Origin of the sequence: Nonomuraea wenchangensis, from assembly GCF_900111685.1 — a bacterium.
Lineage (GTDB): Bacteria > Actinomycetota > Actinomycetes > Streptosporangiales > Streptosporangiaceae > Nonomuraea > Nonomuraea wenchangensis.
Genome location: NZ_FOHX01000004.1, coordinates 148,513 through 168,428, shown reverse-complemented (window position 1 = coordinate 168,428; position 19,916 = coordinate 148,513). Strand labels below are relative to the sequence as shown.

Below are 19,916 nucleotides of genomic sequence, written 5' to 3'. Positions count from 1 at the left end.
GCCTTCACCAAGAGTTATCAACAGCCTGTGGGTAACTGGCTGTGGATGAAGCCCGCCCAGAGCGTGGGCGGGCTTCGAGGCTGTGGATAACCCTACGCGATCGTGGGATCAAGCGGCCGGGTTGGCCTCGCCCTCGATCTCGATCTTGACCTTCTTGCCGACCAGGACGCCGCCCGTCTCCAGGGCCTGGTTCCAGGTCAGGCCGAAGTCCTCGCGGTCGAACTCCGTGGTGATCGAGAAGCCCCACACCGCCGCACCCCAGGGGTTCGTGCCGGCGCCGCCGTACTCGACGGTGAGCTCGACTTCCTTGGTGACGTCGCGGATGGTCAGGTCGCCGACGACGGTGAACTCGTCGCCCGAGTGGCCGACCACGCGAGTGCTCTTGAAGGTGATCTCCGGGAACTTGTCGGCGGAGAGGAAGTCGTCGCTGCGGAGGTGGCCGTCGCGGTCGGGCATGCCGGTGTCGATGCTGTCGGTCTTGATGGTGAGCTCGGCGGCGGACTCGAGCGGGTTCTCGGCGATGGTGACCGAGCCGCTGAACGTGCCGAAGTGTCCTCGGACCTTGCTGACCATCATGTGCTTGACGACGAAGCCGATGCGCGTGTGGGCGACGTCGAGGTTGTACGTGCCGGCGGCGGGAATGGTCAGGCTCTCCCAGGTACGGGTGCTCATGGGGTTCTCCTTGTGAAGGGTGCGGTGCTGTTGTCTGCTTCAACAACTTTCTACACGAGGAATATTCCGCACGTCAACTATCGTCGTCTATGATATGAGCGTGATGAACTACCACGATTCCCGGCTCACGGCCCTGGGCCTGCTGACCGAGGTGCACGCCGGCATCATGGCGCGGCTGCATCCCGCGCTGGCGCGGGCGGGCCTGTCGGAGATCGATTTCGAGACCGTCATCCGGTTGGCACGTTCCCCCGAGCAGCGGCTGCGGATGAGCGATCTCGCCGCACAGACCGGGCTGTCGACCAGCGGGGTGACCCGCGTCGTCGACCGCCTCGAACGAGAAGGGCTGGTGGCGCGGCAGGCCTGCCCCAGCGACCGGCGTGCCTCCTACGCGGTCCTGACGCCGGTCGGGCGGGAGCGGCTGGAGTCCGTGCTGCCCGAGCATCTCCACGACATCGACAGGTCTTTCACCAGGCTGCTGCCGGATGGGGAGCTTGAGACGTTCCTGGCCAGTTTGAGGAAGATCAGGGACGTGGTCCGTCCGTGCGCCACCGCCGGCGCCGGCCTCACCTCGGACGCCGCCGGATGCGAGAAAGCCGCCGGGCGCGACGACCACGACGCCGCTCGCGAAGACGCCGCCGTCCCGGCCGTGCCCTTGAGTCCGGCGAAGCCGAGCCTATGATCCCGACAGCCCCAGCGCGGAGCGGAGCTTGCTCATCGCGCGTGACACCGTGCTCTTGACCGTCCCCACACTGATCCCCAACGTCTGGGCGATCTCCGGCTCCGTCATGTCCTCGTAGTACCGCAGCACGATCGCCGCCCGCATCCGATCAGGCAGTTCTCTCAGTGCCTGCTCCAGTCGCTCGTGGATCTCCCCGCACGGCGTCCCCTCGGACGCGGCCACCACCTCGGGGAGCTCGTCCCCCGACGGGTACTCCTCCAGCTTGCGCCGCCGCCACTGGGAGATGTTGATGTTGACCATGGCCCGCCGTACGTACCCGTCCAGCGCCCGGCGGTCCTCGATGCGCCCCCACGCCTGGTACGTCTTGGTGAGCGCGTTCTGCAGCAGGTCCTCGGCGTCCAGGGGGTGCCCGGTGAGCTGGTTCGCGGCACGCAGCAGGGCGGGACCGCGGGTCGTGACGTACTCGCGGAACTCTTCTTCCCAGTCCGTGGTCTGCATCGTGGCCAGAATCGCAGCCGGATGCCCTTTTCGGGCTGAACTGCAATTCAGGTTTCGGTCCGCCGACGACAAAAGTCCGTCAAGGTCGGTGGCGATCCTTCCTCCGCCGGATGTCAGGGCACTTCCCCGAGGATGCGTATTTTGCTCCCTTGTGCGCCACGGGGCCTGATCCACTCGCGAGTCGTGTGACCCTAGTAGGCGAGCGAGGGAGGGCGGATGGGGTATCCGATCATCGAGCGCCGCCGCGTGCTCGCCGCGGCCGCGCTCGGCCGCGAGCCCGGTGTCCCGGGTCCCGACAATCCACAGGAGTCCGGCGAAGCCGGAGGCGGACCGTTGCGGGCGGTGGCCGGCGAGATCCTCGACATCAGCCCGCATCTGATCATCATCGAGACGCCGGAGGGCGTCCAGGAACGCCTGGTGATCGCCCCCTGGGCGACGGCCTGGCACGGCGGCGACGTCGCCCCCGCCGGTCTGCCCGTGGGGTCGATGGTCATGATGCGCACCCTGCGCGAGGGCCGCGTCGTGGAGCGCATCTGGGCCGACACGACCCGCATCACCGGAACGATCCAGTCCATCGACGGACGTAAGGACCTGACGGTCGAGCTGGACTGCGGGCCGCACCGCGGGCACCGCACGGTCGTCATCCCCTACCGGGCCTCGGGGCGGCTCCAGGTGCGCCATCCGAAGTTCGAGCCCGGCTACCTGTTCGACGCGATCGGCCTGCGCCAGGAGGGCGCGAGCCAGGCGCTGCTGCCGGCGACCTCGCAGCCGCCCTACCCGGCCCGCGCCGTGCCGCCCCCGCCCCCCGCGTACGCCGGCGTGCAGCAGCGCATCGCCGGCACCGCGACCTGGTCGGACACCTTCGACGAGGAGGAACGCGGCGCCGCCTACCCGATGCTGGAGCGCTCCGACACGGGCTGCGCGGACGCCGGGGTGTCCTGCGCGGGGCTGCCGTACCTCGCCCTCGGCTCGCTCCTGCAGATCAGGAACGTCTGCTCGGGCCGCTCGGCCAACGTCCCCGTGGTGGCCTGCGGATGCCTGGCGGGGCGGTTCTGCGACCGCTGCGTCGAGTGTGACACCTCGCCGCGCGGGCGGATCGCGGAGCTCTCGCCCTACTCCTACGTGGAGCTCGGCGGTGATTTGGTGAAAGGCTGCTTCAACGCTCAGATCGGATTGGGGTGACCCGCGTGCTGGAATCACAGCTGCCGATCCTCGTCGTGCTGCTCGGCCTGGGCACGGTGGCCAAGATCGTCACGGTACGCTCCGGCGGCGAGCCGGGCGCGCTGTCCCGGCTCGGCCCGGCCGTGCTGATGCCCGGCCGGCTGCAGGCTCCCGCGCTGCTGCTGTGCGCGGCCGTCGAGGCGGTGCTGGCGGCTGGGCTGGCGCTCGGCACGCATCCGTTCTTCCGGTGGGGGACGGCCGCGTTCTTCGCGATGTCCACGTACGTGCTGCTGGAGCTGCGCAGGCGGCGGCCGGACGCGGGCTGCGGCTGCTTCGGCGAGGTGAGCTCGGCCCCGGTCGGGCTGCGTTCGATCGCCCGGACGGTCGTGCTGACCGGGATGTCCGTCGTGTCGGTGTGGGCGCCGGTGACCGGCTGGACGGCCGCCACCGGCATGTCATGGCTGACGGCGGCCGGGGTGCTGGTGCTCGCCGCGCTGTCGCCGGAGATCGAGGAGTTGCTCGACCGCGTGCGCTACCGCGCCCCCTGCGAGCAGCGCCCCGGCCCCGCCGAGTCGGCCACCCTCGCCCGGCTGCGGGCGAGCGGCCCCTGGCGGGCGCACCGGCACGAGCTGACCTCGGCCGAGCCGTACGACAGCTGGCGTGAGCTGTGCTGGCGCTTCTTCGCCTTCCGCAACCAGCAGCAGGACGACGTGGTGTTCGCCGTCTATCTCAGCGGGCGGCGCCCGGCGGTGCGGATGGCGGTGGTCAGCGGCGAGGACAGCGGCTCGTCTCTGCCGGAATATAGCCCTGTATCGGCCTGACGCTAGACAGCCGTAGAGAAGCCTCGACGCGCCGGCCCCGGAAGCATGGGGATATGACTCTATTGGGCTATCTAGCTTCCCCTCTAGACAGCCCAATAGAGGACTAGGAGCGTGCCCGGCTCACACCGGCTGGGCGCGCAGGAATCTGCCGAAATGCGGCACCGTGAACGCGATCAGCCCGCGCTCGGCGCTGTAGATCAGCCCTTTCTTGATCAGGCTGTCGCGGGCGGGCGACAGGCTGGACGGCTTGCGGCCGAGGGCCTCGGCGACCTCGGCGGTGGCGACCGGCTCGTCGCCGATCTGCGCCATGGCGTGCATGTAGTCGCGCTCGGCCGGGGTGGCGCGCTCGTAGCGGCTGCCGAAGAAGCCGACCGCGAGCTCCTCCTCGGCCTCGGGCGCGGAGACCTTGACGTCGTCGAGCGTGATCGGGGTGCGCGGTGCGAGGTCCCAGGCGACCTTGCCGTACGCCTGGACGAAGTAGGGGTAGCCGTCGGCGGCCTCGTAGAGGGCGTCGAGGGCCTCGCGGGTGAACTCCACCTCCTCCTCGCGGGCGGGCAGGATCAGCGCGAGGTCGGCCGCCTCCCGGTCGAGCTTGTCGATGCGCGCGTAGCGGAAGAGGCGTTCGGAATAGCTCTTGCTGGCCGACAGCACGCTCGGCAGGTGGGGCAGCCCCGCGCCGACGACGATGAGCGGGCCGCCCGACTGCGACAGCTCGTGGCAGGCGGCGCAGAGCGCCGAGACGTCGGACGCCGGGACGTCCTGCATCTCGTCGATGAACAGCGCGATGCCGACCGCGAGGTCGGTCGCCACGCTCGCCGCGTCGACGAACAGCTCGGTGAGGTCGATCTCCAGGTCGCCCGAGTCGGCGCGCCCGCGGCTGGCGGGCACCTCGATGCCGGGCGACCAGTGTGAGGTGCCCTTGGCCGCGGCCGGGTCGCGCATCGCGAACGCCTTGAGCACCCCGAGGAACTCCTCGATGCGCTCGGGCGCGCGGTGGCGCGGCGCGAGCTCGCGGATGGCCATGTGCAGGGCGGCCGCCACGGGCCGCCGGATCGACTGGTCGGGCCGGGCCTCGATCTTGCCCGTGCCCCACAGCCGCTGCATGGCCATGGACTTGAACGTGTTGAGCAGCACCGTCTTGCCGACGCCGCGCAGCCCGGTGACGACCATGCTGCGCTCGGGACGGCCACGGGCGACACGTTCGAGCACCACCTCGAACTGCTGCAGCTCTCGGTCACGGCCGGCGAGCTCCGGGGGACGCTGTCCCGCGCCGGGAGCGTAGGGGTTTCGCACAGGGTCCACGCTCTCGGACTTTATTGCCGGATATAGCGGCCGTCTTAGATTTGGGAAGAAAGTGCTACGGCGTGTCCGAGCGCGGGGTGGCGCGAGCACCGCCATCGGACACACCCCCTCTCACCAGGCCGAACCCTTGTTCGATTGCTGCTCCTAAGACTGTAGCGCGGACTCGAACACCTATGCGATGGTTTTCGGGTAAAGATCTTCGCAACGGCCGCGGCGACGCGCGGACGACCGGCCGACTTGGCAGCCGCCGTGGCCTGGGAATAGCGTTTCGCGTCATGCGGACCTTCGCGAACGTTCAGGAGCTCAAGGCGGCAGTCGGCGAGACCTTCGGTCCCACCGAGTGGCGCACCGTCACCCAGGATCAGGTCAACACCTTCGCCGACGCCACCGACGACCACCAGTGGATCCACGTGGACGTCGAGCGGGCCAAGGAGGGGCCGTTCGGCGGCACCATCGCGCACGGCTACCTGACGTTGTCGCTGCTGCCGTCGTTCATGTTCTCGCTGGTCAAGGTCGAGGGCATCGCCATGGGCGTCAACTACGGCCTCAACAAGGTCCGCTTCCCCCGGCCGGTGCCGGTGGGCGCGCGCGTCCGGGCCGTCGGCGAGCTCACCGACGTCAAGGGCACGCCGGCCGGCTACCTGTCCAACCTGAAGATGACGATCGAGATCGAGGGCGAGAAGCGCCCCGCCTGCGTCGCCGAGACCCTCTCGCTGTACGTCCCCGCCGAGTAACCGCCGAGTAGCCGCCGAGTGGCCGCGACCCGCGGCCACGTTTCACGTGCAACAGTAAAGCCCCTCCGTCGCTCCCTGGGTTCGTGGAAGATTTCGACGAGTTCGTCCGGGCCCGGGGCGACGCCCTCCTCCGGTACGGCTTCGTGCTGTCCGGTAACTCCGAGGACGCGGCCGACCTCGTACAGGAGGCTCTGGCCCGCCTCGGCGACGCCTGGACCCGCGTGGCAACAAACACGACCCCGAAGGGTACGTGCGCACGACGATGGTCCGGCTGCACATCAGGTCCTGGCGCAGACGGCGTAGGGAGAGCCTGGTCGCCACGGTGCCCGAGCACGGCGCCCACGACCGTTACGGCGACGCCGATCTGTGGGCCGAACTCCAGCGACTCCCCCGCAGGCAGCGGGCCGTGCTCGTGCTGCGCTACTACGAGGACCTGTCCGACCAGGATATCGCCGACATCCTCGGCGTCTCCCGCGGCACCGTACGCAGCCAGGCCGCCCGCGCCCTGGACAAGCTCCGGATCAAGCGAGTGCTGCAGGAGGCACGATGAGAGGCGAACAGGACCTGATCCGAACCCTGCGCACCGCCGCCGACCAGGTCGAGCAGGTGGACCTCGCGCGGGGCGTGGCCGCCAGGCGGCACGGCCGCAGGATCCGGCAACGGGTGCGGATGGCGCTCGCGGCGCTCGCGGCGGTGGCGGTCGCGGGCGGCACCACGGCGGCCCTGTCCGTCGCGTCATCCGGCGCCGAACGACGCGCCGAGGAGCGGTGGACGCAGATCGAGGAGCGGCGGCCGCAGGTCGACGAGCCGTGGACGCAGGTGAAGGAGCGCTGGCCGCAGGCCGTGGCCAAGGTGCCGGCCAGGACCTCCGACGGGGCGCGGATCCTGCCGGTGGCCGGGCTGAGCCCGGCGGAGGTGCTGCTGCTCGTGGCCGCGCCCGCCAAGGGGAAGCCGTCGCGGCTGGACGTGTACGACGTGACCCGCCGTACGACGAGGACGCTCGCCCAGGTCCCGGCCGTCAAGGGCGAGGAGGGACCGGACGGCGTGACGGTAGGCCCAGGACATATCGCCTGGTATGCCACGACCGGCGGCACCACGACATTCTGGGCCGTGCCGCGCACCGGCGGGACGGCCACCCGGGTGACCACGGCCTCCGGCGACGTGGCGGTGCTCGGGGTCACGGACGACTCCCTCGTCTGGTCTTCCTGGAAGGGCGGCGTCCACCGGGTGCCGCTGACCGGGGGGACGCCGGCGCGGCTGCCCGGCAGCGACGGGCTCACGCTGACCACCTGGCCGTGGGCGGCGCACCTCGGCCGGCGCACGTTCGCCAACCAGGACCGGGCCGTCGACCTGGAGACCGGCCGTTCCATCGACGTACGTGCGCCGAAGGGAACGCTGTTCCTGCGGTGCGGGCCGCGCTGGTGCGCCGGGGAGCTGAACGGCCGGCTGCTGGTCCAGCGCGTGGACGGGACCGGCCGCAGGAAGCTGCCCGAGCTGCGCCTGTACTCGCCCCGCCAGCCCTACGCCGACCGGTACGTGCTCGCCGCCCCGGCGCCGACGCAGCGGACCGGAGAAGGGCCGCTCGCCCTCTTGTACGACCTGGAGACCGGCACGACGACCGGGCTCGGCGAGCAGCGGCCCGGCACGATGGGCACACCGTTGATGCCGATGTCGTTGTCGAACAGTCCGTCCGCGACCACCCTCCACTGGGACGAGGACGCGCAGCCTCCCGCGACGTGCGCCAAGAAGACGTGCGCGCCGATGACCCTCGGCCTGAAGGAGTGGACGGTGCTCAACCTGCGGGCCCTCACACCATGATCGCCACGACCGCCACGGCGGCCAGCAGTCCCAGGTAGGCCAGCACCAGCCGGGTGTCCCGGAGCAGGCACTTGCTCCGGGTCAGCCCGGCCCGCCGCGCCTTCCAGTAACCCGCGAACCCGAGCGCCGCGAACCCGAGCACCGCCCACGGCCCGAGCAGCCACGCCAGCAGCGCGACGGTGGCGTACACGCACAGCCGCAGCGGATCGTACGGCGCCTTGCCCTCCGGCTGCGCGCTCACCGGGCCACCAGCGACAGGCGCTGCCGGGACAGCTGCGGCCACGCCTGGACGGCGCAGAACGGCGCGCACTGGTCGCGTTCGCCGTCGCGGGTGCCGACGTGCACGCAGCACTGCGTGAGGCGTTCCTCGATCATCGTGGAGATGTCCATGAACGGCTTGACCGTGATGCGCACCACCCGCTCGGCCAGCATGCGGCGCAGTTTCCGCCGCCGCCCCGGCAGGGCCGAGGAGGCGAGGGTGAGCAGGGTGGAGATGCCGAGGTCGCAGTTCTCGCAGATGTTCCGCCACAGGTCGCCGACCTGCGGATGCGACAGCGACGACTGCTCCGACAGCAGGCCGAGCAGCGACTCCTGTACGGCGAGGCGCAGCTCGCGCGGGATCTCGCTGTCGGCGATGCGGTTGGAGACCAGGCCGAGGTTCGCCTTGAGCCGGTCGTGGCCGATGAGCGCCGTCAGCGAGCGCCACTGGCCGGCGTCGTCGCGCAGCAGGTAGCCGACCGAGCAGCAGTGCGGGTGCGAGCAGGGCAGGGCGGTGAGGTCGCGCCAGGTCACCAGTCCGTCGGTCTGCGGGCCGAGGCGCTTGAGCACGCCGGTGTGGGTGAGCCGGTCCATGGGATCGATCTCGCCTGACCGGCCCGAGCCGAACTGGGGCTGCAGGGAGACGCCGCCGACGTACGGGGTGTCGAGCGCGAGGCGTACGACGTCGCCGATCTCCCCGTCGTTGACGCCGAGGGCGGCCGTCATGACGAGCGTGGTGAAGATCTCCCGCTCGGACAGGCGGGCCAGGGCCTGGGCCTTGAGCTGACGCAGGTCGCCGCCGCGGTGGTGCCTGGACGCCTCGGCCGAGACGCCGTCGTACTGGAGGTAGACCTCCACCCGTTCCCGGTGCTCGGTGAGCAGGTCGAGGAGGGAGTCGTCCCTGGCGACGAGCACGCCGTTGGTGTTGACCAGGATGCGGGTGATCGGGCGCGCGGTCAGCTCGGCGAGCAGCGTCTTCAGCTCCGGGTGGAGGGTCGGCTCGCCGCCGCTCAGCATGAGCACGTCGAGCTTGCCGTTCTCACGGGCGAGCCGCTGGTCCACGTTGGCGAGGACGTCGTGGACGGGGACGACGCCGGACAGGTCGGGCGAGCTGTCGGCGAAGCAGGTGGGGCAGCGCAGGTTGCAGGTCTCGGCGATGTCCTCCAGGAGGATGCAGGTGTGCTGGGTCTGCATCTCGGGGAGTCCGTCGAGGTACGCGAGCGGGATCGGCGCGAAGTTGCCCTGGACGTCCGGGATGTGCTGCTTGGTGGGAGCGGTCCATTCCTCCAGGTACGCGAGGATCTCCGGGTCCTCGTCGTACAGGGTGCGGATGAAGCCGTGCTCGCGGCAGCCGCGCTCCAGCCACACCTTGCCGTCGCGTTCGGCGAGATAGCCGCTCAGGCGCTCGATCCGGTCCAGGTCACGGCCGTGGCAGTGGGGACAGAAGGCGTTGACGTACCTGAGGATGCGGTCGCCCCGGAGGCTCATCCCTGCGCTCATGATGTGACCTTTCGAGAGATGAGGGGATCGTAGTAGCCGCGCCGGTAGCCGATCGTCACCCGGACCGCGAGCAGCGGCAGGCCGGCCGCCAGGAACCATTGGGGTCCGGTCAGGCCGAGCCACAACGTCTCGTTCGCCCTGGTGAACTCCACCAGGAAGCGGAAGGCGGCGTACCCGGCGAGGTAGAGGGTGAACAGCTCCCCCGGCCGCGTCAGACGCCCGCGCGCCCACATGAGCGCGGCGAACGCGGCGAGCTGGAAGGCGATCTCGTACAGGAACGACGGGTGCATGGCCGCGCCGGTCAGGCAGCCCGGGCACTCGGGGGTCGTCGGCGGGGCGTGCACACCCCAGGGCAGGCTCGTGGGACGGCCGGGAGCCTCGGTGAGGTGGCAGCCGATGCGGCCGATGGCCATGCCGAGCGCGACGGCCGGGGCGAACAGGTCGCCGGTGCGCTCGCGGTAGCCGCTGATCCTCTTGGCGACGAGGACGCCGGCGTACGCGCCGGTGAGGCCGCCGAGGATGCTGCGGGAGCCGTACAGCCAGAGGTCCCTGAGGTCGAGGGTCTCCAGCCAGCCCGCGAGCCGCATGCCGATCGCGCCGCCGACGAGGGCGCCGGTGACCGCGATGAGGGAGTGCTCGTGCAGCGCGCCCCTGCGGCGGGCCTCACGTACGAACACGACGGACGCCGCCAGCACGCCGAGGCCGACGAAGATCTCATGGTAAGGAGGCATCGGTGGGTCGTCAGGTGTACATGCCGGGATTGAGCCCGGTGCACCAGCCCGCGGACACGATCGACACCAGGGCCCACCCCATCATCAGCCCGAGCCCCAGCCCGATCGACCAGGGTTTGCGCAGCAGCAGGAACGTCACCCCGACCCCGAGCCCCACCAGCGCCAGGAACCCGGCCCCCACCGCGAACGCCACCGTCTGCGCCACGCTGATGGCCACGAGGCCGACGAAGAAGTTGATGACGACATAGCCGAACAGCCCCGCGAACGCCAGCCCGACGATCACCCCGGTGTTCCGCGGCTCCGGCCCCTGCCCCTGCGGCGGGGGTGGCGGGAACGGCGGCGGTGGGGGTGGTGGCGGGGGCGGAGGCATGTTCACCCCGCTCACATTACGGTCCTAAGTGCCCTCTGAGTAGTAAATGGCCGCCTGGACGCGGCTCTTCAGGCCGAGCTTGTTCAGCAGGCGGCTGACGTGTGTCTTCGTCGTCGCCTCCGCCATGTCCAGCTCCCTGGCGATCTCGGCGTTCGACAGGCCGCGGGCGATGCAGGCCAGGACCTCGCGCTCGCGGGGCGTCAGGCCCTCCGGCGCCCGCTCGCCCTTTTGCCGGCTCTTCGCCGCGCTCCTTTCCGCGCTCCTTTCCGCGAAAGCGGAGATCAGCTTGCGGGTGACGGACGGGGAGATGAGGCCGTCGCCGCGGGCGACCACGCGTACCGCCTCGACCAGCGACTCGGCGTCGGTGCTCTTCAGCAGGAAACCGGCCGCGCCCGCGCGGAGGGCGCCGAAGACGTACTCGTCGAGGTCGAACGTCGTCAGGATCAGCACGTCGCTCACCCCCGCCAGCTCGCGCGTGGCCGAGATGCCGTCGAGGCGCGGCATGCGGACGTCCATGAGCACGACGTCCGGCCGCAGCTCGCGGGCCATGGCCACGGCCCGCTCCCCGTCACCGGCCTCGCCGACGACCTCGATGTCCGGGGCGCCGTCCAGGATCAGCACGATCCCGGCGCGGACGGCGGCGTGGTCGTCGGCCACCAGGACGCGTACGGGCGGGGTCATGAGCCGGCTCCTCGCGGGAACATCAGGCCGACGACCTGCGACGACAGCCCGCTCATGCCTTCGGTGGCCGCCGGGCCACGCTCCTCCGTCGGCAACACCGCCACCACCTCCCACCCGGGCCTGACCTCGGTCGGGCCCGCCGGGGACGGACCGGCCTCGAACGACCCGCCCACCAGCGCGGCCCGCTCCCGCATCCCCACCAGCCCGGCTCCGGCCCCGGGCAGCGCCCGCCGCTCCTCGCCCACCGCGTTCCACACCCGCAGGACCACCCGGCCCACCTCGTACGACACCACCAGCTCGACCGGCGACTCGCCGTGCTTGAGCGCGTTGGTCAGCGCCTCCTGAACGATCCGGTAACCCGCGAGGTCGACGGCCGCGGGCACCTCCCGTGCCGTCCCCTCGACCCGCCACGAGCCCTTCATGCCTGCCGCGACGACCCGCTCCACCAGCACCTCCACCTCGGCCAGCCGCAGCCGCACGACCTCACCCCCGAGACGCTCCCCTTCCTCGGGGCGGGCGTCCTCCTCCCTGAGCAGCCCGATGATGGTCCGCAACTCCGCCAGCCCTTCCACGCTGTTCTCCCGTACCGACGCCATGATCTTCCGTACCGTCCCCGCATCGAGATCCGTCCGCGACAGCGCGGCCGTGGACTGGATGGCGATGGCGCTGAAATGGTTGGCGATCAGGTCGTGCAGCTCACGCGCCATCCGCGTCCGCTCCGCGGCGATGGCCGCCCGCCGATCGAGCTCCGCCAGCCGCGCCACCTGCTCGGCCCGTACGCGCTCGACCGCCGCCCGGTCCCGCTGCTCGCGTATCAGGAGGGCGCTCAGCACGGGCGTCACCAGCACCAGCGCCGCCTGCACCCCGATGACCGCCGGCAGCCGCCAGTTCGCCGCCCAGAACCCCGCCCCGGCCCCGGCCGCGATCGCCAGCACCGCCGTACCCATGAGCAGCCCGCGCGCCAGGCGGGCCGGACCGTACAGGGCGGCCGCGTACAGGTTGTCGGTGAACACCAGCACCGTCCCCAGCGACGGCCCCACCACCGCGTCCAGCCCGACCGCCACCACCCCGAGCCCCAGGGAGGCGACCGGGGCCCGGCGCCGTACCAGCACGCCCGCACACGTGACGGCCAACGGCACCACCAGCACCCACTCCGGCACGCCGCGCTCAAGCCGCGCCCCGCCCGCGATGAGCAACACCCCCACCGCGAACGCCAGCACAGCCCCCCACACCGTCCGCCTCATCCCCCCATCCCACCACCCTGCCGACACCCCGAGATCATCCCCCCTCGTACGGCCGTGACCTGCGCGAGCCTGGACGGCGCACACGAGATCGCGGTTTATGGTTCGAGGCACACTCCGAAACCCGCTATGCTTGCTTACGCAGCGAGCGGCCGTAGCTCAATGGATAGAGCATCTGACTACGGATCAGAAGGTTAGGGGTTCGAGTCCTCTCGGCCGCGCAGCAGGTGAAAGGCCCTCCGGGATGATCTCGGAGGGCCTTTTTCGTGGCCGTACAGCAGCGTCGTACAGCAACGCAGCCCGACACAACCGATCCCCGGCGAGTGGAGACCTCCTTGATGTCGCCAGGCCGGCCGAAGCTCGAAGCCAGATACAGGAAGCCCACCGCGACTGCGCCGCACACAGCGACTTTGCCGGCCGTGAGCCCCAAGACCTGGGCGGACATGTACCGGGACAGAAGGCGAGAACCTCGGCTACGGGTGACTCTCATCAAGCAACACCTGATCGGTCGCTGAGCGTGGTCTCTGGCGGGCGCTGTACAGCAGCCGGTACAGCAACGTTGACACACACCAGCGCGTGACAGCATCCGCTAACTGCTGCTTGACCAGGAGGAAGACCACTCGACGTCGTGACTGGCTCCCGTTTGCAAAGCAGAAGGTCAGGGGTGCCAGTTACAGGAGGAGAGCGATCACCGCTCGGCGGGGAGGTTCAGGATGGAGAATTCTTCCAATCGTCCGGTCCCGCTGTCTCGTCTGTGGAGGGGGCTGCGATGTCGGTCTTGGCGCCCCAGCCAGTTAGGCGGGCGTCGACGACGTGGGAAATCGAGCGCTTGCCGAGCTGTTCGGGCCAGGAGGTCCGGACCCTGCGTACCAGTTGGTCCTCTCCGAGCCAGAGCTGCCACGAGAGGTCTGTCTTCGCGTACTTCCCGGTGGGCGTCCCATCGTGTTGGTCGCGGAACGCGGGTGACACCCTGTAGAGGTCGCCGAAGGTGATTGTTCCCTGGTAGATGGTGGTGCGGGTGTTGTCGTAGGCGCCTCCAGGACGTTTGGACTCAGTTGTGGCCAGTACCGCCTTCAGCGCTGCCGGATGAGCGAGATCGATCCCGCCAGACTGTAGGAAAGGACGGGTCTTCTCGTTCTCGTAGAGGAGGACCCAGGTCTTTCCCTCGGGAGCGGGGCAGATCCAGCCTTGGCAGTACGTTCGGCCCTTGAACGTGAGGAACCGTGGCGCAGGTTCAGGGACGTCGGGGCTGGCGACGTCCCTGACGTCGGTAGCCGTCACCGTGCCCTTGCCGAACTGGGCGCGGGTTTTCTTGCGGTAACTCGTTCTTTCCCCGGTTTCCTTCGAAGTGAAGACCTCTGACATGGTCACACCACGGCTCTCGACCAGTTGACGCCTGAGTGCGTCGGCCGGGCCGGCGGGGGTCGCCTGAGCATGCCCGGCTGTGCTGAGTTCGGTGACCGCGACGGACACGGTCATCGCGACGGTCAACGCGGCGGCCCATCGCCTCATTCGCGCGTCCTCTCTCGATCCTCCCCCTACCGGGTCGGCACTCCAGATCGTCTCGTCTCAAGGTCTCTTTCGGATTACTGCTAATGGGGGCCATGCCTCACGTCCCTGCATTTTCGTAGAGGAGTGCTGTACAGCAACCGCCTCGCGCGATCACATGGCATCGACTCATATCCACCGTTTCAGCAGGGCAGGAGTGAAAACGCGGGGTGCGCGCCGCGCGAGAAGACCAAGGCCGGGCGGATGCGCCTCAGGAGTCGGAGCGTTCGATCCGGACGGCGACGCCGTCAAGGATCAGCTCCAGCCCGATCGAGAAGTCCGCGTCAGCGATCGTCACGTCGGGCGTGTCCGAGGGCGGCGCTTCGAACAGCGCCGAGGAGAACAGCCGGGCGGTCTCAGGGAAGCGTTCGGGCTGGATGAGTCGCGCCAACGCGCGGCCGTAGTCGCGCTCGGCGTCGGCCTGCCCCTGGCCTTCGGCCCTACTGGCGACGAGTTCGTCGTACTGCCGTACCGACTGGACCACGTAGCCGCTGATCAGCAACAGGATGCCGACCTTGTGCGCCCAGTCGAGGCGGGTGCGGGACAGGACCGCCAGCCCGGCCTCCATCCAGGCGATCTGGTTCGGCCCGGAGGGCGGTCCGGAGACGGGCACCCGCGTCAGCCACGGCCGACGCTGGAACACCGCACGCTGCGCGAACGCCCAACTGCGCAGCCCTTCGCGCCAGTCGTCGACGTCCATCTCCGGCGGTACGCCCATGGCGGAGTCGGCCATGAGCGTGAGCAACTCGTCCTTGGAACCGACGTGCCGGTAGAGCGACATCCCCGTGACACCGAGACTCTTGGCGACCTTGGGAAGTGTCACGCCACCGAGGCCGTCCCGGTCGGCGATCTTCACCGCCGCGGCGACGACCCGGTTGACATCGAGGGCCGCAGGCCGCCCGAGACGCGAGGACTCCGGTATCCCCCACAGCCGACGTAGCGGCGCCGGAATGAAGTCCTCGCTGGTCATGGCTCCTCGTTGGCCTCTGAAAAGACTCAGCCCATCATGCCAGACCCATATTAGTTTACCTGTGATACTTTCTCTGTGAAACTAAAGCCTGCGAGAAGGACGAGCATGAGCATTGACCTCGCACCGCGTGCGTCGAGAGGGCCCGTGCGGCGTGCCGAACGCGCCCTCGCACCGGACCTGGCCCGGGGAGCGATGTTGCTGATCATCGCGCTGGCCAACGTCGCCGGAGTCGTCTTCGCCGGCCAGCCCGGCCTCGACGCCACGCCGGAAGGAGTCGACCGCGGCCTCAACTTCCTGCTCTTCGAGCTCGTCCACGCCCGCGGGTACCCGGTCTTCGCCGTGATGTTCGGTTACGGAATCGTCCAGTTAGCCCGCCGCCAGGACGCCTCCGGCGCCTCGCCGAAGCAGGTCCGCTCGGTGCTGCTGCGCCGCAACCTTTGGCTCGTCGCCTTCGGGTTCGCGCACGCCGTCTTGCTGTACTACGGCGACTTCCTCGGCGCCTACGGGATCACCGGGATCGTGATGACCCTGGTGCTGCTGCGCCGCGGCGACAAGTTCCACCGGATCGCGCTGGTGATCTGGGCGGTGGCGGCGGTCCAGACCCTGGTCATCGGCGCCACGGTGGTGAGCGGCATCATCGGGGATTCGGGCGGGTCGGCCCCGCTGCCGGCGAGCCACATCGACTCCCTCGCCGCGCCCGGATACCTGGAGTCCATGCTGGGCCGTCTCGGCGAATGGCCGACGCACACGCTGACCGTCCTGCCGTTCATCCTCATCGCCTGGCTGGGCATGTGGGCCGCCCGCAGCCGCGTCCTCGAAGAGCCGAGCCGCCACAAAACCCTGCTCAAGTGGACCGCCGTCCTCGGACTCGGCATGGCCATCGCCGGAGGTCTACCGGCCGCCCTGGTCGCTGCCGGATGGCTGCACGTCAACGAGTCGGTCGCCGGTGAGATGCTGTCGCTCCACGGCGCCAGCGGCATGTTCGCCGGCCCAGGTTACGTCGCCGTCTTCGGCCTGATCGCCATGAGGGTCACGCGGCCCGGTCCAGTCGTCGGCGCCCTCTCGGCCCTGGGCCGGCGTTCCCTGTCCGGATACCTGTTCCAGTCGGTGGCCTGGCTCATCCTCCTGGCGCCCTTCACGCTCGCCCTCGGCGGCCGCTTCGGCAGCCCCACAGTGACCGGCCTGATCATCGCGGTGGCCGTCTGGCTCGTGACCGTGCTGATCGCCCGCCTGCTCGACCAGCGCAATCAGGCCGGCCCCGCGGAGACCGTCCTGCGCCGTCTGACCTACGGGCCCCGGACATGACCGCCGCGGAGTGAAACCGTCCCGGCCGACTGACACGGGCCCCGGCTTCCTGGACAGGGTGCCGGGGCGACCACGGACATCGCTGGAATCTCTCACGCCAGACACCGCCTGGGAGCAGGCATTCATGTCAGCGGTGGAAGGCTGTAGACGTTCCTGACCTTGCTACGGATCAGAAGGTCAGGGGTTCGAGTCCTCTCGGCCGCTTAATCGCGGACAAAGGCACTTCCCAAAGAAACGGTGCTGCCAGGGTTCAGTCCGAGATCTCGGATTCTGTGCGAAGCCCCAGTTTGAACGTTGACTCGATAGTAGCCGAACGATCCGCCGGGTTCGGGAGTTTCAGCTTCGACGATGAATTCTCTGTTGGACAGCCAGGCATGGCCAACCGCATCGCTCGGCTCCGAGAGGAGGTTGAGCTTGAGCTTCTTGGTGACTTTGCCGGTCATGGCGTTACGAGTGACAAGGTGCTCGTCGCCATCGTCGCCGAAGTCGGCCTGTATCTCCACGACGGATTGACCATCGGGGGAAAGACTTCCGACAGAGGCGGCGCTCCCCCATTCGCTGATGACGGTCCCATCTCGTTTCAAGATGGTTACTGGGCCCGCCTCAACGAGGTCGGAACACGTTCGTTGTGCCGCGATCCGAGACGCGCCTTGGCTTAGCCCAAGGATTGTACAGAATCCTCGAAGGGTGGTGGTCTGTCCTGTGGCGAACTCTGTGACAAGCAAGCGAGGCTGGTCCCCGGCGAAAGACACCGCAAAGAATTTCCCGTCCGGTGAGATTTCTACGCTGCGAACGTCATCCAGCATTCGGGCGTCGAGGCGCGGGGAGATGGCCTTTTGCTGAGCCGTCGGGAGATCCCAGCCTACGAACTGCAGGTATTTCTTGCTCAAGTAAGCGATACGATGGCCATCACGAGTGATCCTGAGCGGGACGCCTCTACGCTCGCTGTCGCTCAGCTGCACCTGGCTGGCGGCATCATGGAGTTCGATATCGCTTGTGCAGTCGTCGTCGCCGACGCTAACCCCTCTCCGATATCCACCGCAGCCTGCCCCAAATATAAGGCCAATATCCTGCCTTCCCTTGCCGAGCTTATAATTGACGCGTAACCGCCACTCGGTGCAAGCTATCAACGGAGGCTCGGCCTCTTCCTCCGTGGGGCTGGAAGGCCAGCCATGGCATTCCGTGTCCTCGGGAATGAAGGCGTATTGTACGGGCGGATCATAAGGTCCTGGCTTCCACTCCCATGCCGGTCTCGGCGTGTTGTCCTGATTCATATACAGGAAGCCGGCTCCGAGTATGCAGATGAGAAGAAGAAGAACGCCGACCCATCTCATCGGCCGGCGTCTACGACTGTCCTTCAACCCGTGAGGCGGCAAGTCGAGTCCGCCAGCGTCGGTCCCATTCATATCGACGGATGCCCCCATGGCCCCCACGCCTCCTCATCCGATACCGAGCGACACAGTAAGCGGGTCCAGTAACGGGTGGATCACGAGACTGACCATTCCGCGATGAAGCGGCACCGAGTTCGCGATGGAGAACACCTGACTGGCGTGGACATCGCCGGGATCCTCCGCACGATCTGCACAAGCAACGGCCGCTACCCCAGCAGCCACGTCAGCGACCTGATGCAAATCCCGCTCATCACGGTGGATGATCCTCTGTCCGTCGACCTTTTCCCGTGCGCACCCGAGGACAACGCGTACACGGTTCTGCGCGCCCTCGCGTGGCCCTGGAGTGAGGAACGCCCTGATCCGCGCCTGCTTGGATTCCTCTTCCGCGCCGCGGACTGCGCCTGGTCGCGACTACAGCAGGTCGCGTACGACGCGAGTGCCGGCGAGGCGGTCGTGCAAGGTGCGAGCGTCCGGGTCGGCCACCGACCACAGAACGTCCACCAGGAGCAGGACCAGCCCGTACTGGGGCACGCAGACGAGGACGGGGAAGACGAGCGCGCGGATCGCGGCCCTGCGCCGGCCTGGCCAGTGGCCGGTGTCGGTGGAGACGACGCGGATGCGCATGAGCCGCTTGCCGAATGTCCGTCCCCGTCAACACGTAGAGGAACGCGGGCACGGCGAGGAGCAGCGATGCCGGCGTGTTGATCCTGAGCCAGTTCAGGAGGCCGTAGTCCAGGCTGCTGAGCCCGCCCTCGAAGAGGCTCAGGAAAGCGACGAAGACCCAGTAATCGAAGGTGAACGCCACCGCCCGGCGTCCGGCCAGCCCACTCGGCCAGGTGTCCCTCGCGGTCCGGGTGGCCAGCAGCACCAGCAGCGCAGAGAGCAGGAGGGCCGACTCCGCAGGCCCGTAGGCGCGCGCCACGGTCGCGAACCATTCGCCGCTCAGCACGGGGATCATCGAGCAGCCGTCCTCGGCCACGTACGAGGGGGCGGCCGGTCTGACTAGCGCGAGCAGGACGAGCAGGCCGGCTACCCGTCGGCCGGCGACAGCCGCGTTCCCGGTGACGGCCGACATCAGGAGCCCCGTGAGGACGAGGAGCGAGGGCACACCCCATACGAGGGCCAGGTCCGCGATCTCGTAGGCGTCCCCCAGGAGTGCCGACGCCAGTCTGGTGGAGCCGAGACCGCCCTGGTCGAACCACCTCCCGCAGTCGAGGGCGGCATAGGAGGATCCGTACTCGACCTGCCAGGCGCTCCAGGTCGAGTACGCAGCAGGGGCCAGGGCGGACGCCCAAGCGAGGCGGGGTAATCGCGACAAGATGATCTCCGGTTTCGCGACACCCTAGCGGTACTCGGCAGTCCCTCGCGGAGGTGTAGCCCTCCGCCTGTTCACAGCCAGGGCGTCGCCAGCCAGACGGTGAGGGCCGCAGCGATGAGGAGGGTGAGGTTGAGGGCGATCTGACGGTCTCCGCGTCTCAGGTGCAGGGCGGTCGCGCCGAGCTGGAGGGCCACGAAGCCGATGGCCGCGGCCAGGGCCAGCCAGGGGGCGATGCGGGTCAGCGGCGGGAGGATCAGCCCGATCGCGCCGAGTGTCTCGATCACGCCGATGGCCCTGACGGCCGGCATCGGCGTGTCGTCCACCCAGGCCATCATCGGCCGGAGCCGTTCACGGCTCCGGACCACCTTCAACCCGCCCGCGTAGAGGTAGAAAAGGGCGAGCAGGCCGGCGACGATCCAGTACGCGACGTTCACGGTGCCCATCCGCTGGTGGCGGGCTCGGTGGCGTAGCGGCGCATCACCTGGATGTTGTCCTGCGGGGTCAGCGTCCGGCCACCGGCGATCATGTCCGCCAGATCGCGGAAGTACTGCACATAGAGGTCGGGCGTGAACGTACTGAGCATGACGGCCGGTTCGTCGGTCACGTTGGCGAAGGTGTGCGGGGCTCCGGGCGGGACCATCACGAGCGTCCCCGCCGTCGCGTCATGGTCCGTGTCGCCTACGGTGAACCGCACCGTGCCGGAGATGACGTAGAAGCCCTCGTCGTGCTGGGCGTGACGGTGCTGCGGCGGTCCGGATGTGTGCGGCGCGAGGACGGATTCGGCGATTCCGAGGCGGTGACCGGTGTTGCTGCCGTCTTCGAGGACGCGCAGCCGGGTGGTGCCCAGGACGATCGTCTCGCCGTCGCCCGGGCCGACCACCGATACGGTCGTTGGTTGGTCGGTCATGTCTCGATCTC

Annotated in this window: 21 protein-coding genes, 1 tRNA gene and 1 pseudogene; 8 read left to right on the top strand and 15 right to left on the bottom strand. The window is 69.1% G+C overall.

Features of this window, described 5'->3' with window-relative positions; translation table 11 throughout:
• Positions 1 to 108: 108 nt before the first annotated feature.
• Positions 109 to 672: a YceI family protein gene (locus tag BMW85_RS13210; RefSeq protein WP_091081113.1), complete on the bottom strand. Its 564-nt coding sequence runs from the start codon at positions 670 to 672 to the stop codon at positions 109 to 111.
• Between the two features lie 103 nt (positions 673 to 775).
• Between BMW85_RS13210 and BMW85_RS13205 the strand changes: the two genes are divergently transcribed.
• Complete coding sequence (locus BMW85_RS13205) at positions 776 to 1,351, top strand: MarR family winged helix-turn-helix transcriptional regulator (RefSeq protein ID WP_245774768.1); 576 nt, start codon at positions 776 to 778, stop codon at positions 1,349 to 1,351.
• Here BMW85_RS13205 and BMW85_RS13200 read toward each other — a convergent pair.
• The gene (locus BMW85_RS13200; RefSeq protein WP_091081108.1) at positions 1,346 to 1,849 is read right to left on the bottom strand and encodes a SigE family RNA polymerase sigma factor; all 504 of its coding nucleotides are present in this window, start codon (positions 1,847 to 1,849) and stop codon (positions 1,346 to 1,348) included. The two genes, BMW85_RS13205 and BMW85_RS13200, sit on opposite strands and share 6 nt — an antisense overlap.
• 216 nt (positions 1,850 to 2,065) lie before the next feature.
• Here BMW85_RS13200 and BMW85_RS13195 point away from each other — a divergent pair, with 216 nt between their 5' ends.
• Together BMW85_RS13195 and BMW85_RS13190 are read left to right on the top strand one after the other, a co-directional pair.
• The gene (locus BMW85_RS13195; protein ID WP_091081106.1) at positions 2,066 to 3,031 is read left to right on the top strand and encodes a hypothetical protein; all 966 of its coding nucleotides are present in this window, start codon (positions 2,066 to 2,068) and stop codon (positions 3,029 to 3,031) included.
• A 5-nt stretch (positions 3,032 to 3,036) separates the two neighbouring features.
• The gene (locus tag BMW85_RS13190) at positions 3,037 to 3,831 is read left to right on the top strand and encodes a MauE/DoxX family redox-associated membrane protein (protein WP_245774767.1); all 795 of its coding nucleotides are present in this window, start codon (positions 3,037 to 3,039) and stop codon (positions 3,829 to 3,831) included.
• Positions 3,832 to 3,951: 120 nt separating this feature from the next.
• On the opposite strand, the gene BMW85_RS13185 is transcribed toward BMW85_RS13190, so the two are convergent.
• Complete coding sequence (locus BMW85_RS13185) at positions 3,952 to 5,133, bottom strand: ATP-binding protein (protein ID WP_091081101.1); 1,182 nt, start codon at positions 5,131 to 5,133, stop codon at positions 3,952 to 3,954.
• Positions 5,134 to 5,408: 275 nt separating this feature from the next.
• On the opposite strand from BMW85_RS13185, the gene BMW85_RS13180 reads away from it, so the two are divergent.
• From BMW85_RS13180 to BMW85_RS13170, 3 genes are all read left to right on the top strand, one after another.
• On the top strand, positions 5,409 to 5,867 hold the full coding sequence (locus BMW85_RS13180) for a MaoC family dehydratase (protein WP_091081099.1): 459 nt from the start codon (positions 5,409 to 5,411) through the stop codon (positions 5,865 to 5,867).
• A 250-nt stretch (positions 5,868 to 6,117) separates the two neighbouring features.
• Complete coding sequence (locus BMW85_RS51010; protein WP_245774766.1) at positions 6,118 to 6,417, top strand: sigma-70 family RNA polymerase sigma factor; 300 nt, start codon at positions 6,118 to 6,120, stop codon at positions 6,415 to 6,417.
• On the top strand, positions 6,414 to 7,685 hold the full coding sequence (locus BMW85_RS13170) for a hypothetical protein (protein WP_091081096.1): 1,272 nt from the start codon (positions 6,414 to 6,416) through the stop codon (positions 7,683 to 7,685). The genes BMW85_RS51010 and BMW85_RS13170 overlap by 4 nt, the downstream gene beginning before the upstream one ends.
• Here the strand turns inward: BMW85_RS13170 and BMW85_RS13165 are convergent.
• Genes BMW85_RS13165 through BMW85_RS13140 form a run of 6 tightly spaced genes read right to left on the bottom strand, consistent with a single transcriptional unit; the run spans position 7,675 to position 12,469 of the window.
• Positions 7,675 to 7,926 carry a hypothetical protein gene (locus BMW85_RS13165; protein WP_091081093.1) on the bottom strand — a complete coding sequence of 84 codons (252 nt, stop codon included), beginning with the start codon at positions 7,924 to 7,926 and terminating at the stop codon, positions 7,675 to 7,677. The two genes, BMW85_RS13170 and BMW85_RS13165, sit on opposite strands and share 11 nt — an antisense overlap.
• Entirely contained in the window at positions 7,923 to 9,443 is a 1,521-nt protein-coding gene (locus BMW85_RS13160) for a radical SAM protein (protein ID WP_091081092.1), read from the bottom strand. The genes BMW85_RS13165 and BMW85_RS13160 overlap by 4 nt, the downstream gene beginning before the upstream one ends.
• On the bottom strand, positions 9,440 to 10,174 hold the full coding sequence (locus BMW85_RS13155) for a prolipoprotein diacylglyceryl transferase (RefSeq protein ID WP_091081089.1): 735 nt from the start codon (positions 10,172 to 10,174) through the stop codon (positions 9,440 to 9,442). Before BMW85_RS13155 ends, BMW85_RS13160 begins: the two co-directional genes overlap by 4 nt.
• A gap of 10 nt (positions 10,175 to 10,184) precedes the next feature.
• Entirely contained in the window at positions 10,185 to 10,550 is a 366-nt protein-coding gene (locus BMW85_RS13150; RefSeq protein ID WP_143082254.1) for a hypothetical protein, read from the bottom strand.
• 18 nt (positions 10,551 to 10,568) lie between these two features.
• A complete protein-coding gene (locus BMW85_RS13145; RefSeq protein ID WP_091081085.1) occupies positions 10,569 to 11,225 on the bottom strand; it encodes a response regulator in 657 nt (218 codons plus the stop codon).
• Positions 11,222 to 12,469: a sensor histidine kinase gene (locus BMW85_RS13140; protein WP_245774765.1), complete on the bottom strand. Its 1,248-nt coding sequence runs from the start codon at positions 12,467 to 12,469 to the stop codon at positions 11,222 to 11,224. The genes BMW85_RS13145 and BMW85_RS13140 overlap by 4 nt, the downstream gene beginning before the upstream one ends.
• Before the next feature lie 145 nt (positions 12,470 to 12,614).
• Between BMW85_RS13140 and BMW85_RS13135 the strand changes: the two genes are divergently transcribed.
• A tRNA-Arg gene (locus BMW85_RS13135) sits at positions 12,615 to 12,687 on the top strand.
• A 487-nt stretch (positions 12,688 to 13,174) separates the two neighbouring features.
• Here BMW85_RS13135 and BMW85_RS13130 read toward each other — a convergent pair.
• Positions 13,175 to 13,978 (bottom strand): hypothetical protein, encoded by an 804-nt coding sequence (locus BMW85_RS13130; protein WP_091081083.1) that lies wholly within the window; start codon positions 13,976 to 13,978, stop codon positions 13,175 to 13,177.
• Between the two features lie 247 nt (positions 13,979 to 14,225).
• A complete protein-coding gene (locus BMW85_RS13125; protein WP_091081081.1) occupies positions 14,226 to 14,984 on the bottom strand; it encodes a TetR/AcrR family transcriptional regulator in 759 nt (252 codons plus the stop codon).
• A 192-nt stretch (positions 14,985 to 15,176) separates the two neighbouring features.
• Here BMW85_RS13125 and BMW85_RS13120 point away from each other — a divergent pair, with 192 nt between their 5' ends.
• Entirely contained in the window at positions 15,177 to 16,289 is a 1,113-nt protein-coding gene (locus BMW85_RS13120) for a DUF418 domain-containing protein (protein ID WP_245774764.1), read from the top strand.
• Between the two features lie 203 nt (positions 16,290 to 16,492).
• Here BMW85_RS13120 and BMW85_RS48360 read toward each other — a convergent pair whose 3' ends face one another.
• The 4 genes and pseudogenes from BMW85_RS48360 to BMW85_RS13100 form a co-directional block, all read right to left on the bottom strand.
• The gene (locus BMW85_RS48360) at positions 16,493 to 17,623 is read right to left on the bottom strand and encodes a hypothetical protein (protein ID WP_143082253.1); all 1,131 of its coding nucleotides are present in this window, start codon (positions 17,621 to 17,623) and stop codon (positions 16,493 to 16,495) included.
• Positions 17,624 to 18,091: 468 nt separating this feature from the next.
• Positions 18,092 to 18,316 (bottom strand): annotated as a pseudogene (locus BMW85_RS13110) (RDD family protein); the annotation flags it as partial.
• A 753-nt stretch (positions 18,317 to 19,069) separates the two neighbouring features.
• The gene (locus BMW85_RS13105; protein WP_091081871.1) at positions 19,070 to 19,432 is read right to left on the bottom strand and encodes a DoxX family protein; all 363 of its coding nucleotides are present in this window, start codon (positions 19,430 to 19,432) and stop codon (positions 19,070 to 19,072) included.
• Complete coding sequence (locus BMW85_RS13100) at positions 19,429 to 19,905, bottom strand: cupin domain-containing protein (protein ID WP_091081073.1); 477 nt, start codon at positions 19,903 to 19,905, stop codon at positions 19,429 to 19,431. The genes BMW85_RS13105 and BMW85_RS13100 overlap by 4 nt, the downstream gene beginning before the upstream one ends.
• Positions 19,906 to 19,916 lie beyond the last annotated feature (11 nt).